14 protein-coding genes are annotated in these 13,019 nt (G+C 71.4%); 8 read left to right on the plus strand and 6 right to left on the minus strand.

All coding sequences use genetic code 11. The features are described from left to right. Window positions 1-37 precede the first annotated feature (37 nt). From AB0B86_RS30140 to AB0B86_RS30165, 6 genes are all read right to left on the minus strand, one after another. The gene (locus tag AB0B86_RS30140; RefSeq protein WP_357420261.1) at window positions 38-850 is read right to left on the minus strand and encodes an ABC transporter ATP-binding protein; all 813 of its coding nucleotides are present in this window, start codon (window positions 848-850) and stop codon (window positions 38-40) included. Next, on the minus strand, window positions 843-1,667 hold the full coding sequence (locus AB0B86_RS30145) for an ABC transporter permease (protein WP_357412115.1): 825 nt from the start codon (window positions 1,665-1,667) through the stop codon (window positions 843-845). Before AB0B86_RS30145 ends, AB0B86_RS30140 begins: the two co-directional genes overlap by 8 nt. Next, window positions 1,664-2,464: an ABC transporter permease gene (locus AB0B86_RS30150; protein ID WP_357412116.1), complete on the minus strand. Its 801-nt coding sequence runs from the start codon at window positions 2,462-2,464 to the stop codon at window positions 1,664-1,666. Before AB0B86_RS30150 ends, AB0B86_RS30145 begins: the two co-directional genes overlap by 4 nt. A gap of 71 nt (window positions 2,465-2,535) precedes the next feature. After that, window positions 2,536-3,510, minus strand: coding sequence for an ABC transporter substrate-binding protein (locus AB0B86_RS30155; protein WP_357412117.1), 975 nt, complete (start codon window positions 3,508-3,510; stop codon window positions 2,536-2,538). 208 nt (window positions 3,511-3,718) lie between these two features. Next, window positions 3,719-4,900 carry a 4-hydroxybenzoate 3-monooxygenase gene (locus AB0B86_RS30160; RefSeq protein ID WP_357420262.1) on the minus strand — a complete coding sequence of 394 codons (1,182 nt, stop codon included), beginning with the start codon at window positions 4,898-4,900 and terminating at the stop codon, window positions 3,719-3,721. Window positions 4,901-4,918: 18 nt separating this feature from the next. Further along, the gene (locus AB0B86_RS30165) at window positions 4,919-6,379 is read right to left on the minus strand and encodes a benzaldehyde dehydrogenase (protein WP_357420263.1); all 1,461 of its coding nucleotides are present in this window, start codon (window positions 6,377-6,379) and stop codon (window positions 4,919-4,921) included. 280 nt (window positions 6,380-6,659) lie between these two features. Here AB0B86_RS30165 and AB0B86_RS30170 point away from each other — a divergent pair, with 280 nt between their 5' ends. Genes AB0B86_RS30170 through AB0B86_RS30205 form a run of 8 tightly spaced genes read left to right on the plus strand, consistent with a single transcriptional unit; the run spans window position 6,660 to window position 12,866 of the window. Then, window positions 6,660-7,478, plus strand: coding sequence for a CoA-transferase (locus AB0B86_RS30170; protein ID WP_357412120.1), 819 nt, complete (start codon window positions 6,660-6,662; stop codon window positions 7,476-7,478). 26 nt (window positions 7,479-7,504) lie between these two features. After that, window positions 7,505-8,275 (plus strand): CoA-transferase, encoded by a 771-nt coding sequence (locus AB0B86_RS30175; protein ID WP_357412121.1) that lies wholly within the window; start codon window positions 7,505-7,507, stop codon window positions 8,273-8,275. After that, on the plus strand, window positions 8,272-9,021 hold the full coding sequence (pcaH, locus tag AB0B86_RS30180; RefSeq protein ID WP_357420264.1) for a protocatechuate 3,4-dioxygenase subunit beta: 750 nt from the start codon (window positions 8,272-8,274) through the stop codon (window positions 9,019-9,021). The genes AB0B86_RS30175 and pcaH overlap by 4 nt, the downstream gene beginning before the upstream one ends. Then, the gene (gene pcaG / locus AB0B86_RS30185) at window positions 9,014-9,586 is read left to right on the plus strand and encodes a protocatechuate 3,4-dioxygenase subunit alpha (protein WP_357412123.1); all 573 of its coding nucleotides are present in this window, start codon (window positions 9,014-9,016) and stop codon (window positions 9,584-9,586) included. The genes pcaH and pcaG overlap by 8 nt, the downstream gene beginning before the upstream one ends. Beyond that, window positions 9,561-10,901 carry a 3-carboxy-cis,cis-muconate cycloisomerase gene (pcaB, locus tag AB0B86_RS30190; protein ID WP_357412124.1) on the plus strand — a complete coding sequence of 447 codons (1,341 nt, stop codon included), beginning with the start codon at window positions 9,561-9,563 and terminating at the stop codon, window positions 10,899-10,901. Before pcaG ends, pcaB begins: the two co-directional genes overlap by 26 nt. Then, window positions 10,898-11,677, plus strand: a complete 780-nt coding sequence (pcaD, locus tag AB0B86_RS30195) for a 3-oxoadipate enol-lactonase (RefSeq protein ID WP_357420265.1) — start codon at window positions 10,898-10,900, stop codon at window positions 11,675-11,677. Before pcaB ends, pcaD begins: the two co-directional genes overlap by 4 nt. After that, window positions 11,674-12,054: a 4-carboxymuconolactone decarboxylase gene (gene pcaC, locus AB0B86_RS30200; RefSeq protein ID WP_357412126.1), complete on the plus strand. Its 381-nt coding sequence runs from the start codon at window positions 11,674-11,676 to the stop codon at window positions 12,052-12,054. Before pcaD ends, pcaC begins: the two co-directional genes overlap by 4 nt. Further along, window positions 12,051-12,866 (plus strand): IclR family transcriptional regulator, encoded by an 816-nt coding sequence (locus tag AB0B86_RS30205; protein ID WP_357420266.1) that lies wholly within the window; start codon window positions 12,051-12,053, stop codon window positions 12,864-12,866. Before pcaC ends, AB0B86_RS30205 begins: the two co-directional genes overlap by 4 nt. Window positions 12,867-13,019: the final 153 nt, after the last annotated feature.

Raw genomic sequence — 13,019 nt, forward strand, 5'->3', positions numbered from 1 at the left:
TGCTTCCCTTCGGCGAACTCGCTGGCCTGCCCGCCGATCACCGCGCGGATCGCGGGGCCACAGCCTGCCCGCGCTTGGCCCGCTGGATCTGGTCGTAGACGTGCGTCCGCAGTTCCGTGAAACGGGGCAGAGCGCGGGTCGTGATCTGATCGCGCTCCGGCGGCAGGTCGATCGCGAGGTCCTCCTGGACCCAGGTCGGCGACGTGGACAATACTAGAACCCGCTGACCGAGATACACCGACTCGTCGATGTCGTGGGTGACGAAGACAACCGAGATGGTGCGGCTGGCGTGCAGCTCGCGGACCAGGTCCTCCAGGTCGGCCCGGGTCTGCGCGTCCACGGCGGCGAACGGTTCGTCCATGATCAGGACGTCGGGCTGGTACGCGATCGCCCGCGCGATCGCCACCCGCTGTTGCATCCCCCCGGAGAGCTGCCACGGGTGGCTTCGCGCGGCGTGCGCGAGGCCCACCGCTTCAAGAGCGTCGACGACCAGCTTGTTCCGGGCCGCGTGGGTGAGTTTCTTGTGCCGCAGTGGCAACTCGACGTTCCCGCGCACCGTCAGCCAGGGGTAGAGGCTGCGACCGTACTCCTGGAACACGACGGCCATCGCCGGGCTGGGCCCGGTCACCGGCGAGCCGTCCATCTCGACCACGCCGCCGGTGGGCCGCAGCAGGCCGGCGAGGCACTTCAGCAGTGTGGTCTTGCCACAACCGGACGGCCCGACGATGCAGACGAGCTCACCGGCGTCCATGGTGAAGCTGATGTCCCCGATCGCCTCGACGTCCCCCGTCGGTGACTCGTAGACCTTCCGTAGGTGCTCCACCCGCAGCAGGGCGCTCCGATCAGGCACGGTTGACCTCCCTGATTCCGTGGTACCAGCGCAGCACGCGCCGTTCGACGAGACCGAAAGCTACGGCGAGGAGGACGCCGACGAGCCCGAGCAGGAGGATGCCGCTCCACATCTCGGCGATCAGGTAGTTGCGCTGGAAGTAGGCGATCCGGTAGCCGAGGCCGGAGGAGGAGGCGAACATCTCGGAGATGACCATCAGGATCAGCGCTACCGAGAGGGCCTGCCGGACCCCGGCCATGATCCGTGGGCTGGCGGCCGGGAGCACGAGGAACCAGAGCCGCTCCCACCAGGTGACCTGGAACGATTCCGCGGTCTCCGTCATGACGCTGTCCGTCCCCCGGACACCCTCGATCGTGTTCAGCAGGATCGGCCAGACCGCGCCGGAGGCGATCACGACGACCTTCATGGTGTCGGTGATCCCGAGCAGGAGCATCACCACCGGGATCAGCACCGGCGGCGGGATGGCCCGGAGGAACTCCAGCAGCGGTTCGAGGAGTTCGCGCAACCAGCGGGTCAGGCCGATGACGGTGCCGGCGGCGATGCCGAGCACTATCGACCCGGCGACACCGAGGCCGAGGCGGGCGAGGCTGGGCAGCACGTCCTCGACGAACGCCGGGCCGACCCAGGTTTCCCGGAAGGCTTCGGCGATGGTCAACGGGTCGGGGAAGAACCGACTCGTCGTCCTCGTCGCCACCAGACCCCAGAGCACCAGCAGCAGCGTCGGCAGCCCCAGCGGGTAGAGCAGGCTCGCCGCGATCCGGGATCCGACCCTCCGGCGGCGTGCCGGGGTGGCGATCCGCCCGGTGTACGCGGTCACAACGGCTCCTCTCCTCGTACCGACTGGTGCCACGACAGCAACCGACGCTCGATGAACCGGAAGACGATGTTCACAGTGAGCCCGAGCAGGCCGGTGACCACTACCAGCGCGTACAGGCCGGTGGCGTCCCCGGCGGACCGGGACAGCTCGATCATGCGCCCGAGACCGGGGTTACCGATCACCATCTCCGCGGTGATGGCGAGGATGAGCGCGACAGCGGCCGCTAGGCGCAGGCCCGTCATGAGGTACGGCAGGGTGGTGGGCAGGACGAGGTGCGACAACTGCTCCCGCCGGGTCAGACCGAAACTGCGGGCGGTGTCGCGAGCCACCGCGTCGACGTCGGCGACGCCGTAGATCACCTGCACGAACACCTGCCAGAACGACGCGTAGACGATGATGACGAGGGCGGCCTGCCGCTGGATGCCGAACATCAGGACGGCGAGTGGGATGAGGGCGACCGACGGGATCGGTCGCAGGAACTCGACAATCGTGTGCGTCGCGCGCCGCAGGAACGGCACCAACCCGACCACAGTGCCGAGGACGACGGCGGCGACGGTCGCCACCGTCAGGCCGATCGCCCAGGACGTCATGGTGCTGCCCAGCCGTCGCCAGAACGCGAGGTCGACGAGCTGCTCGAACAGCCGCGCCAGCACGTCCGTCACGTACGGCAGGTACAGCGGGTTGATCAGGCCCAGCGTCGGGATCAGCTGCCAGACGACGAGGAACCCGGTAAGGCCGACGACGCCCAGCATCGCTTTGCGTAAGGCGCGCAGGCGTCGGGTGGGGAACACGCGCATGTCACTCCCGTCGTCAGGCGGGCGGCGAAGCCCTCCCCGGTCCGGGGGCGGGGAGGGCGGGACCGCGCCAGCTACTGCTGCTGGATGAGACGGTCGAGGTTGGGTTGCTTGTCGAGAACCTTGTACTTCTGCGCGAGTTCGGCGAGCGTCTGCAGGCTCGACCTGTCGACCTCCCAACCGAACGCCGGCAGCCGCACCGACTCGGCCACCGGCGGCGGCAGCTCCAGGTTGTCCTTGATGGCCTGCCGCAGCGCCGCCTCGTTGGCAGGGTCCTTGGCCCATTCCAACGTCTTCTTCATCGCCGCGGTGAAGTCCTCGACCAGTTTGGCGTCCTTCTCGGTGCGTTCCTTTGTGGTGATGGTGGTGAGCGTGGCCAGGCCGGGCACCACCGCCTGGTAGGGCGCGACGATGAAGGTGTCGCCGCGGCTCTTCAGTTGGGTGACGAACGGCTCCGGCACCCAGGCGGCGTCGATGTTGCCGGATTGGAGTTGGGCCGGGGTGTCCGGGAAGGCGACCTCGACGAAGTTGATTTTCGACGGGTCGCCGCCGTCCTTCTCGACCGCTGCCATGATCGTCACGTCGCCGGCGGCGCCCAGGCTGTTGACCGCTACCCGCTTGCCCGCGAGGTCGGCCGGTCGCTTGATGCCGGACCTCGCCGAGGCCACCACGGCGTTGATGTCGTCGCCGTCGGCGTACGAGGAGGCGTAGTTGCCGATGATGACGACGCCGAGATCCCGCAGGTCGGCCCGGAACGGGCCGAAGGGCTGGCCGATAGCGAAGTCGATGTCGCCGTTCATGAGCGCGGGAATGGCCTGCGCGCCGCCCTGGGCGGGCAGCACCTCGACCTGGAGCCCGCGCTCGGCGAAGATACCCGCCTTGATGCCGCCCCAGAGCGCGGCGGTCTCGGTGATGGGCAGCGCCGCGACCCGAACCTTGCGCAGGTCGCCCGAGGTCTGGTCGGACGGGTTGGACGCGTCGGAGTCGGTGCATCCGGTGAGGGCGATCGCGGTGGCGGCGATCAGCCCGAGAGCCATTACCTTCTTCATTGACGAGGCCCTTCCTGGGCGGGGGTGGTGGGTGCGTCGGAAGTCGGCGGATGCCTCGGATCTGCAGGCGAACTACCGCTGCGTGGGGGCGCACGCCGCTGTGTTGGCCATGGTCAGTCACCCCGGCATTGAAAGTCAAGAATTTCTGACGCCCGTCATGAATAAGTTGAACAACGCTCTGCTGTGGCGACGTCGCACCAGCTCGCGCTCACACCTCGGGCAGGCCCACGTAGTTCTCGGACAGGCTCCTGGCGTACGCCTCGGAGGTGGCGACGTACCGCAGCGTGGCGGTCTGCAGCTTCGTCTCGTACGGGTCGTCGCGCTCCAACCGGTGCAGCATCGAGGTCATCCACCAGGAGAAGTGCTGGGCCCGCCAGACCCGGCGCAACGCCGTGGCCGAGTAGCCATCCAGCAGATCGGTGCGGCCCCCGTCGTACCACGCGGCGAAGGCGTCCCCGAGCAGCGCGACGTCGGCGAGGGCGAGGTTCATGCCCTTCGCGCCGGTGGGTGGGACGATGTGCACGGCGTCCCCGGCCAGGAACAGCCGCCGCCACTGCATCGGCTCGACCACGAAACTGCGCATTCCGGTGATGGACTTCTCCAGGATCGGTCCCTCGTTGAGCGACCACCCCGGCACCGTCTCCAACCGGGCCCGCAGCTCCGCCCAGATCCGCTCGTCCGGCCACGCGGCGATGTCCTCGTCCGGCGCGACCTGTAGGTACAGCCGAGAGATCTCGGGCGAGCGCATGCTGTAGAGGGCGAAGCCCCGCTCGTGGTTGGCGTAGATGAGTTCGTCCACCGCCGGCGCCGCGGCGGCGAGGACGCCCAACCAGGCAAAGGGGTACGCCCGCTCGTAGGTGGTCAGCACCCCCTCGGGCACCGCGCCGCGGCTCACCCCGTGGAACCCGTCGCAGCCGACCACGAAATCGCAGTGCAACTCCTCGTCGCGCCCGTCCCGTCGAAAGTGGACGACCGGCGCGTCCGAGTCGAGACCGTCCAGGCGTACCGCCTCGGCCTCGAAGAGGATCGCGCCACCGGCCGCGAGTCGGGCGGCGATCAGGTCCTTGACCACCTCCTGCTGCCCGTAGACGGTGATCGCCCGCCCGGTCAGGTCTGCCATCGGCACCCGGTGCGACTCCCCGGCGAAGCGCAGCTCGATGCCCTCGTGGCGCAGTCCCTCCCGTTGCAGCCGCTCACCGACGCCGCTGCGGCAGAGCAGATCGACAGAGCCCTGTTCGAGGACCCCGGCCCGGAGCCGGTGCTCGACGTGGTCGCGGCTGCGGCTCTCCAGCACCACGGACTCGATTCCGCGCAGGTGCAGCAGGTGCGACAACATGAGTCCCGCCGGCCCGGCGCCGACGATGCCGACCTGGGTACGCATTCCCGGCATGCTCCTCTCCTCCCGGCGTCAGAACGGGTACCGCGTGATGGTGCCCTGCACGGTGAGCCACTGGGTCTCGGTGAACGCCTCGACGTTCGCCGCGGCCCCACCGAACCGGGAGCCGGTGCCGGACGCCCCCACCCCACCGAACGGCGCCACTGCTTCGTCGCTCACCGTCTGATCGTTGATGTGCACGATCCCGCTGGGGATCCGGTCGGCGAGGGCCATCGCCCTCATCACGTCGCGGCCCAGGATCCCCAGCGACAGGCCGTACTCGGTCTGCCGGGCCAACTGCACTGCCTCGTCCTGGTCGGCGAAGGTGATCACCGGCGCGACCGGGCCGAAGACCTCCTGGGCGTACGCCGGGGTCGTGGGGGTGACGTCGGTGAGCACCGTCGGCCGGTAGAACAGCCCCTCGTACGTGCCCCCGGCCGCCAGTCGGGCGCCCGCGTCGACGCTCGCCGTGACCAGTGCGTGGACCTTGTCGCGCTGGCGCTCGTCGATGATCGGCCCCAGTGCCACCTGCTCCTTCGCCGGATCGCCGACCGGCAGGTGGTTCGCCTTCTCCGCCAGCCGCTCGACGTACCGTTCGGACAGGCTCTCGTGCACCAGGTGCCGTCCGGTGGTCATGCAGATCTGGCCCTGGTGCAGGAACGACCCCCAGGCGCCGGCGGAGACCGCGAGGTCCAGATCGGCGTCGTCGAGCACGATCAGCGCCGAGTTGCCGCCGAGTTCGAGGTGTGCGCGTTTGAGGTGACGTGCCGCCGCCTCGCCGACCTTGCGACCGGCGGCGGTGGACCCGGTGAAGCTGACCACCCGTACGTTCGGGTCGGCCACCAGCGCCTCGCCGACCTCGACGCCGCCGGGAAGGACGTGCAGCAGCCCGGCGGGCAGGCCGGCCTCCTCGAAGACCCGGGCGATCGAGACTCCGCCGCAGACCGCGGTGCGCGGATCGGGCTTGAGCACCACGGCGTTTCCCAGCGCCAGGGCCGGGGCGACGGACCGGGTGGCCAGGATGAGCGGGAAGTTGAACGGCGCGATGACCCCGACGACGCCGACGGGCAACCGGCGAGCAAGGCTCAGCCGCGGTTGCGCGCTGGGGATGATCTCGCCGAGCGGGTGCGAGGCCAGCGCCGCCGCCTCGTAGCATTCCTGCGCCGCGGTGTCGGTCTCGACGCCGGCCTTGGGTGGGACGGACCCGGCCTCCCGCACGATCCAGTCGCCGATCTCGGCGGCGTGCCGCTCGAACAGCTGCCCGGCCCGGCGCAGCACAGCGGCCCGCTCGGTGTAGCTGGTGGCGGCCCAGGCGCGCTGGGCGGCGGCGGCGCGGGCGCAGGCGCGCGTCACGTCCTCGGCGTTCGCCACGCCGACCTGGCCGATCTCCTCGCCGGTGGCGGGGGATCGCACGGGTGCCGTGCCGCCGGCCGGTTCCACCCAGCCGTCGCTGTGCAGGGTGCCCTGCCAGGTCGTGACGTCAAGCAGTGTCATGGCGGTCCTCCTCGGAGCGTGGGGCCGGTGGGCTGGGCGGACTTCCGCTCACGAAGGGCCCGAAGGTGTTCGCTGACCGAACGGCCGTTCTCTTCATGAACGTTGGCACGTGGCCCGGCTCGCGTCAACGCATCGCCCGGCATGACTGCGGTGCATTGTGGACGGCGGTCCGGCCTGTCGTTGACGGATGTCGTTCTCCGTCGTACGTTCGAGATGAGTACGGCAGTCCGCATAGCGAACGGCTGCCGCGGCACGGTTCGGGCGGGAGGCGGGGAGGCCCATGGCGAAGCTCGTCTCGCTGGCAGAAGGCGTGGCGGACCTGGTCCGCGACGGCGACGTGGTGGCCCTGGAAGGGTTCACCCACCTCATTCCGTTCGCCGCCGGTCACGAGATCATCCGCCAGGGGCGGCAGGATCTGACCCTCGTGCGGATGACCCCCGACGTCATCTACGACCAGCTCATCGGGGCGGGCTGTGCCCGTCGCCTGGTCTTCTCGTGGGGTGGCAACCCGGGCGTCGGGTCGCTGCACCGCTTCCGGGACGCCGTGCAGCACGCCTGGCCACGCCCACTCGACCTGGAGGAGCACAGTCACGCGGGCATGGCCAACCGGTACGTCGCCGGGGCGTCCGGGCTGCCGTTCGCCGTCCTGCGCGGCTACACCGGCACCGACCTGCCCGGGCACACCACAAACATCCGGCCCATCACCTGCCCGTTCACCGGCGAGACGCTGACCGCCGTCCCCGCCCTGCGTCCGGACGTGACGGTGGTGCACGCCCAGCGCGCCGACCGGAACGGCAACGTGCAGATGTGGGGCATCACCGGGGTGCAGAAGGAGGCGGTGCTCGCCGCCCACCGCTCACTTGTCACAGTCGAGGAGATCGTGGACGAGTGGGAACCCGTACCCGGGCAGGTGATCCTGCCCGGCTGGGCGGTCACCGCGGTGGCCGAGGTGCCCGGAGGCGCGCACCCCTCCTACGCCCACGGCTACTCGGTGCGGGACAACGACTTCTACCGGGACTGGGACGCGGTCAGCCGGCACCGCGACACCTTCCGGGCCTGGCTGGACGAGCACGTGCACAGGGCCGGCGCGGCGGCGTGAGCCAGCGCAGCGAGCGAGGGAACGCGATGACGGACTGGACCGCGGACGAGATGATGACAGTCGCCGCCGCACGGCAACTACGCGACGGCACCGCCTGCTTCGTCGGGATCGGGCTGCCCAGCACCGCGGCGAACCTCGCCCGCGCGACCCACGCCCCGAACCTGGTGCTCATCTACGAATCCGGGTGCCTCGGCGCGAAACCGGACCGGCTTCCGCTCTCCATCGGAGACGGGATCCTCGCCGACACCGCTGACGCGGTCGTCTCGGTGCCCGAGGTGTTCAACTACTGGCTCCAGCCCGGTCGGATCGACGTGGGCTTCCTCGGCGCCGCGCAGATCGACCGCTACGGCAACATCAACACCACCGTCGTCGGCGGCGACTACGACGCCCCGACGGTCCGGCTGCCCGGCGCCGGTGGCGCCCCGGAGATCGCCGCCTCCTGCGGCGAGGTCGTGGTGATCGTCCGGCAGGACCTCCGGACGTTCACCGAACGGGTCGACTTCGTCACCTCGGTCGGGTACGGGACGGGCCCCGGCGACCGGGAACGACTCGGTCTGCGCGGCGGAGGCCCCCGAGTGGTGATCACCGACCTCGGCGTCCTCGCACCCGACCCGGTCACCTGCGAACTCACACTTACCCACCTGCACCCCGGCGTGACCCAGGACCAGGCGCGGGCGGCCACCGGCTGGGACCTCGCCGTCGCCCGGGGACTGGCCACCGGTACGCCGCCGACGGCACGCGAACTCGCGGTGCTGCGGGCGCTGGAGGCGACGAAGTCCGACGGGAGACGACAGTGACCACCCAGGACACCCAGGCGGACAGTGCTCTGGTGCTACCGCGGTACCGGCGCGACGATGTCGACGCCCACCCGCCCCTGCTCAGCCCCGGCTACCAGTCGACAGTGGCGCGGGCGCCGAGACACCCACTGGTCTACCTGCCGCAGCGGCTGACCGAGATCACCGGGCCGTTGCTGGGCGAGGGGCGGGTCGGTGCGCTCGACCACGACCTGACCCGCCAGCACGACGGCGAGCCGCAGGGACAGCGGATCATCGTGCACGGGCGGGTCCTCGACGGTGACGGCCGGCCGGTACCCCACACGCTTGTCGAGATCTGGCAGGCCAACGCCGCAGGTCGGTACCGCCACGCACGGGACACCTGGCCCGCGCCGCTCGACCCCCACTTCGAGGGGGTCGGCCGGGCGCTCACCGACGACCAGGGGCGCTACCGGTTCGTCACCGTTCAGCCCGGCGCCTACCCCTGGCGTAACCACGACAACGCCTGGCGGCCGGCGCACATCCACTTCTCCCTCTTCGGCCGGGCGTTCACCCAACGGCTGGTGACGCAGATGTACTTCCCTGGCGACCCGCTCTTCTTCCAGGACCCGGTCTTCAACTCGGTCCGCGACCCGGCCGCCCGGGCACGGATGATCGCCCGGTACGACCACGCCGCCACCACACCGGAGTGGGCGCTGGCGTACGAATTCGACATCGTGCTGCGCGGCCGGGAGAGCACTCCTTTCGAGGACGAGGACGACGATGAGTGAGCAGTTGGGCGTCATGCCCGCGCAGACCGTCGGGCCGTACCTGCACATCGGTCTGCACTGGCCCGACGGCCCGTACGTGGTGCCCGAGGGCACGCCGGGCGCGTTCTGGATCAGCGGTCGGATCGTCGACGGCACCGGGACGCCTGTGGTCGACGCGATGGTGGAGAGCTGGCAGGCCGACCCGGAGGGCCGGTTCGACCATCCGGACGACCCTCGGGGTGCCCGGCCGCCCGCGCTCGCGGGTTTTCGCGGATTCGGGCGGAGCGAGACCGACGGGCAGGGGTGCTACCGGCTGCTTACCGTCAAACCCGGTGCGCTGCCCGAGCCGGACGGCGGCACCGAAGCCCCCCACCTGACCCTGTCGGTCTTCGGGCGTGGGCTGCTGCACCGCCTCGTCACCCGGCTCTACTTTCCCGACGAGTCGACGGCGAACGCCGCCGACCCCGTGCTGCGCAGCGTCGACGCCGACCGCCGTGGCACCCTGCTGGCGAGTCCCGCCCCGGACGGGCTCCGGTTCGACATCCACCTTCAGGGCGACCATGAGACAGTCTTCTTCGCCCTCTGACGGCCTGCTCGGCGGCCTCTCCGGCACCCCGGACGTCGACGCGGAACTCAGCGACTCGGCAGTGCTCCAGGCGATGCTCGACGTGGAGGCCGCGCTCGCCCGCGCCGCGGCGGACGCCGGCGTCGTGCCCGTACCGGCGGCCGACGCGATCGCCGCGCAGTGCCGCGCCGAGCGGTACGACCCGGCGGCGCTGGGCCGGGCCGCCGACGCCACCGGCAACCCGGTCGTCCCGCTCGTGGGCGAGCTGACCGCCGCCGTGCCGGAGCACGCCCGGGCCTGGGTGCATTCCGGAGCGACAAGCCAGGATGTGCTGGACACCGCGCTGGTCCTGGTGGCGGTGCGGGCGCTCGGGCCGCTGCTGACTCACCTCGACGTCGCAGTGGAGGCCGCCGCCCGGCTGGCCGACGCGCACCGGGACACCGTGATGGTCGCCCGGACACTCGGGCAGCAGGCGGCACCCAGCACCTTCGGGCTCAAGGCCGCCGGCTGGTTGACCGGTCTGGCCCAGGCCCGGGACCGACTGCGTCAGGCCCGCGCCGCGCAGCCCGCGCAACTCGGCGGCGCGGTCGGCACCCTTGCCGCGTTCGGCCCGGCCGGCGCCGAGGTCACCGAACGGTTCGCGGCGCACCTGGGCCTCCCGCCGAGCCCGCTGCCCTGGCACACCCGCCGTCAACCCTGGCTCGATCTGGCCGCCGCCCTCGGTGGGCTCCTGGTGGCCACCGGCAAGATCGCGCTCGACGTCGGGTTGCTCGCCCAGAACGAGGTGGGTGAGGTCGCCGAGGGCGGCGCCGGACGAGGCGGCTCCTCGGCCATGCCGCACAAGCGCAACCCGGTGGACTCGATCCTCGTCACCGCCGCGGCACGACGCGGTCCGGGTCTCGTCGCCACACTGTTCGCCACGGCGGTGCAGGAGCACGAGCGGGCCGCGGGCGGCTGGCACGCCGAGTGGGAGCCGCTGCTCGATCTGCTGCACGTGACCGGTGGCGCGACCGCCCGGTGCGCTCGGATGCTGGCCGGGCTCCAGGTCCGCCCGGAGCGGATGCGGGAGAACCTCGACGCGACCGGCGGGCTCCTGCTCGCCGAGGCGGTCGTCGCCCGACTGGCGCCCGCCGTCGGCCGCCGCGTCGCACACGATCTGGTGACCCGCGCCGCCGCCGCGCCCTCGTTCCGCGCCGCGCTGCTCGCCGACCCCGACGTCCGTGCCCACCTGTCCGACACGGAGTTGGCCGAGGCGCTCGACCCGTACCGCTGGCTCGGCTCGGCCGGCCGGTTCGTCGACAGTGCCCTGGCCGCCGTCCGGGGAGCGCGCGGATGACCACCCGGTTGCATCTCACCGTCGACGGCCCGGCCGCCGCGCCGGTGCTGCTGCTGGGCAGCTCCCTCGGCACCACCGCCGCCATGTGGGAACCCCAGCTGTCGGCGCTCGCCCAACGGTTCCGGGTCATCCGGTACGACCACCTGGGCCACGGGCGCTCGGCGGTGCCGCCCGGACCGTACACCCTGGACCTGCTGGGCCGGGAGCTGCTGCGGACGCTTGACGACCTCGACGTGCCGTGGGTCCACTACGCGGGCTTGTCCCTCGGGGGCATGGTGGGCATGTGGCTCGCCACGTACGCGCCCGACCGGGTGCGGCGGCTGGCGCTGCTCTGCACGTCGGCGTCGCTCGGTCCACCCGAGCAGTGGCGGGCACGAGCCGCGACGGTCCGGGCCGACGGCCTGCCGGCGGTCGCCGACGCGGTGGTGGCCCGCTGGTTCACCCCGACCTTCGCGGCGGCGCGGCCGGAGGTGGTCGCCACCCACCGCGCCATGCTGACCACGACGTCGCCGGCCGGATACGCCGCCTGCTGCGAGGCGATAGCCGCGATGGACCTCCGACCCGACCTCGGCCGGGTCGCCGCGCCGACGCTTGTCATCGCCGGGGCGGACGACCCGGCCACCCCGGTGGAGCACGCCCGCGACATCGTCGGTCGCATCCCACGGGCCCGGCTGGCGGTGGTCGACGCGGCGGCGCACCTGGCCAACGTCGAACAACCCGAGCAGGTGTGCCGACTCCTGCTGGAACACTTCCACGAGGGACGTGGTGACGGATGAACGACAGCGAGCGGCACGACGCCGGCATGACGGTACGTCGACAGGTGCTGGGTGACGCGCACGTGGACCGGGCGATCGCCGGCACCGACGAGTTCACCGCCGACTTCCAGGACTTCATCACCCGCTACGCCTGGGGGGAGGTGTGGAACCGGCCGGGCCTCGACCGGCGGACCCGTAGTTGCGTCACCCTCGCCGTGCTCGCCACCCTGCGCCACGACGAGGAGTTGGCGATGCACGTCCGGGCCGCGCTGCGCAACGGGCTCAGCCCCGAGGAGGTGGCGGAGGTCCTGCTCCAGGTCGGCGTCTACGCTGGTGTACCGGCGGCGAACCGGGCGTTCACTGTGGCCCGGGAGACCCTGCGGCAGGAGGCCGGGTGAGCGAGGAGGCGACGAGGTCGCCGGAGTTCGTTCAGTCGCTGGAGCGCGGCCTTGCGGTGATCCGGGCGTTCGACGGCGACCATCCGCAGCTCACGCTCAGCGAGGTGGCCAGACGGACCGGGCTGACCCGGGCCGCGGCGCGCCGCTTCCTGCTCACTCTGGTCGAGCTGGGGTACGTGCACACCGACGGCCGGCTCTTCTCGCTGCGGGCCCGGATCCTCGAACTCGGCTACGCCTACCTGTCCAGCCTGAGCCTGCCCGAGGTCGCGCAGCGGCACATGGAGGCGCTTGTCGCGCAGGTTCACGAGTCCTGCTCGGTGTCGGTGCTCGACGGTGACGAGGTGGTCTACGTCGCCCGCGTGCCCACCAAGCGGATCATGACGGTGGGGATCAGCGTCGGCACCCGGTTCCCCGCGTACGCCACCTCGATGGGCCGGGTGCTGCTCGCCGCGCAGCCGGTCGAGTGGCTGGACGACTACCTCGCCGCCGCGCAGCTGCGACCGCTGACCCGGCGCACCGTCACCGACCCGGCCAAGCTGCGCGCCATCCTGACGAAGATCGCCGCCCAGGGGTACGCCATCGTGGACCAGGAGTTGGAGGAGGGGCTGCGGTCGGTGGCCGCGCCGATCCACGGCGAGAACGGGTCGGTGATCGCCGCGGTGAACGTCTCCGCGCACGCCAGCCGGGGGTCGTTCGAGATGATCCGTCGAGAGCTGCTCCCGCCGCTGCTGGCCGCCGCGAAGCGGATCGAGGAGGACATCCGGGGCGGCCTGAGCCGGACACCGGCGGCCCACGGGCTCAGTTCAGCGTGAGGGCCGGGGCGCCGGCACCCGGGCCGGACGGCGTAGGCACCACTCGGCCACCGCAAGGTTGATCACCCAAGCACGGACAGGGTCTCCGGGTACGGCACCACCAGGCGCCCTCGTCAGTTGGGACGTGTTGGACCGCCGTCACCGCGTCGCCGT

It is taken from the genome of Micromonospora sp. NPDC049047, from assembly GCF_040649135.1.
Taxonomy (GTDB): domain Bacteria; phylum Actinomycetota; class Actinomycetes; order Mycobacteriales; family Micromonosporaceae; genus Micromonospora.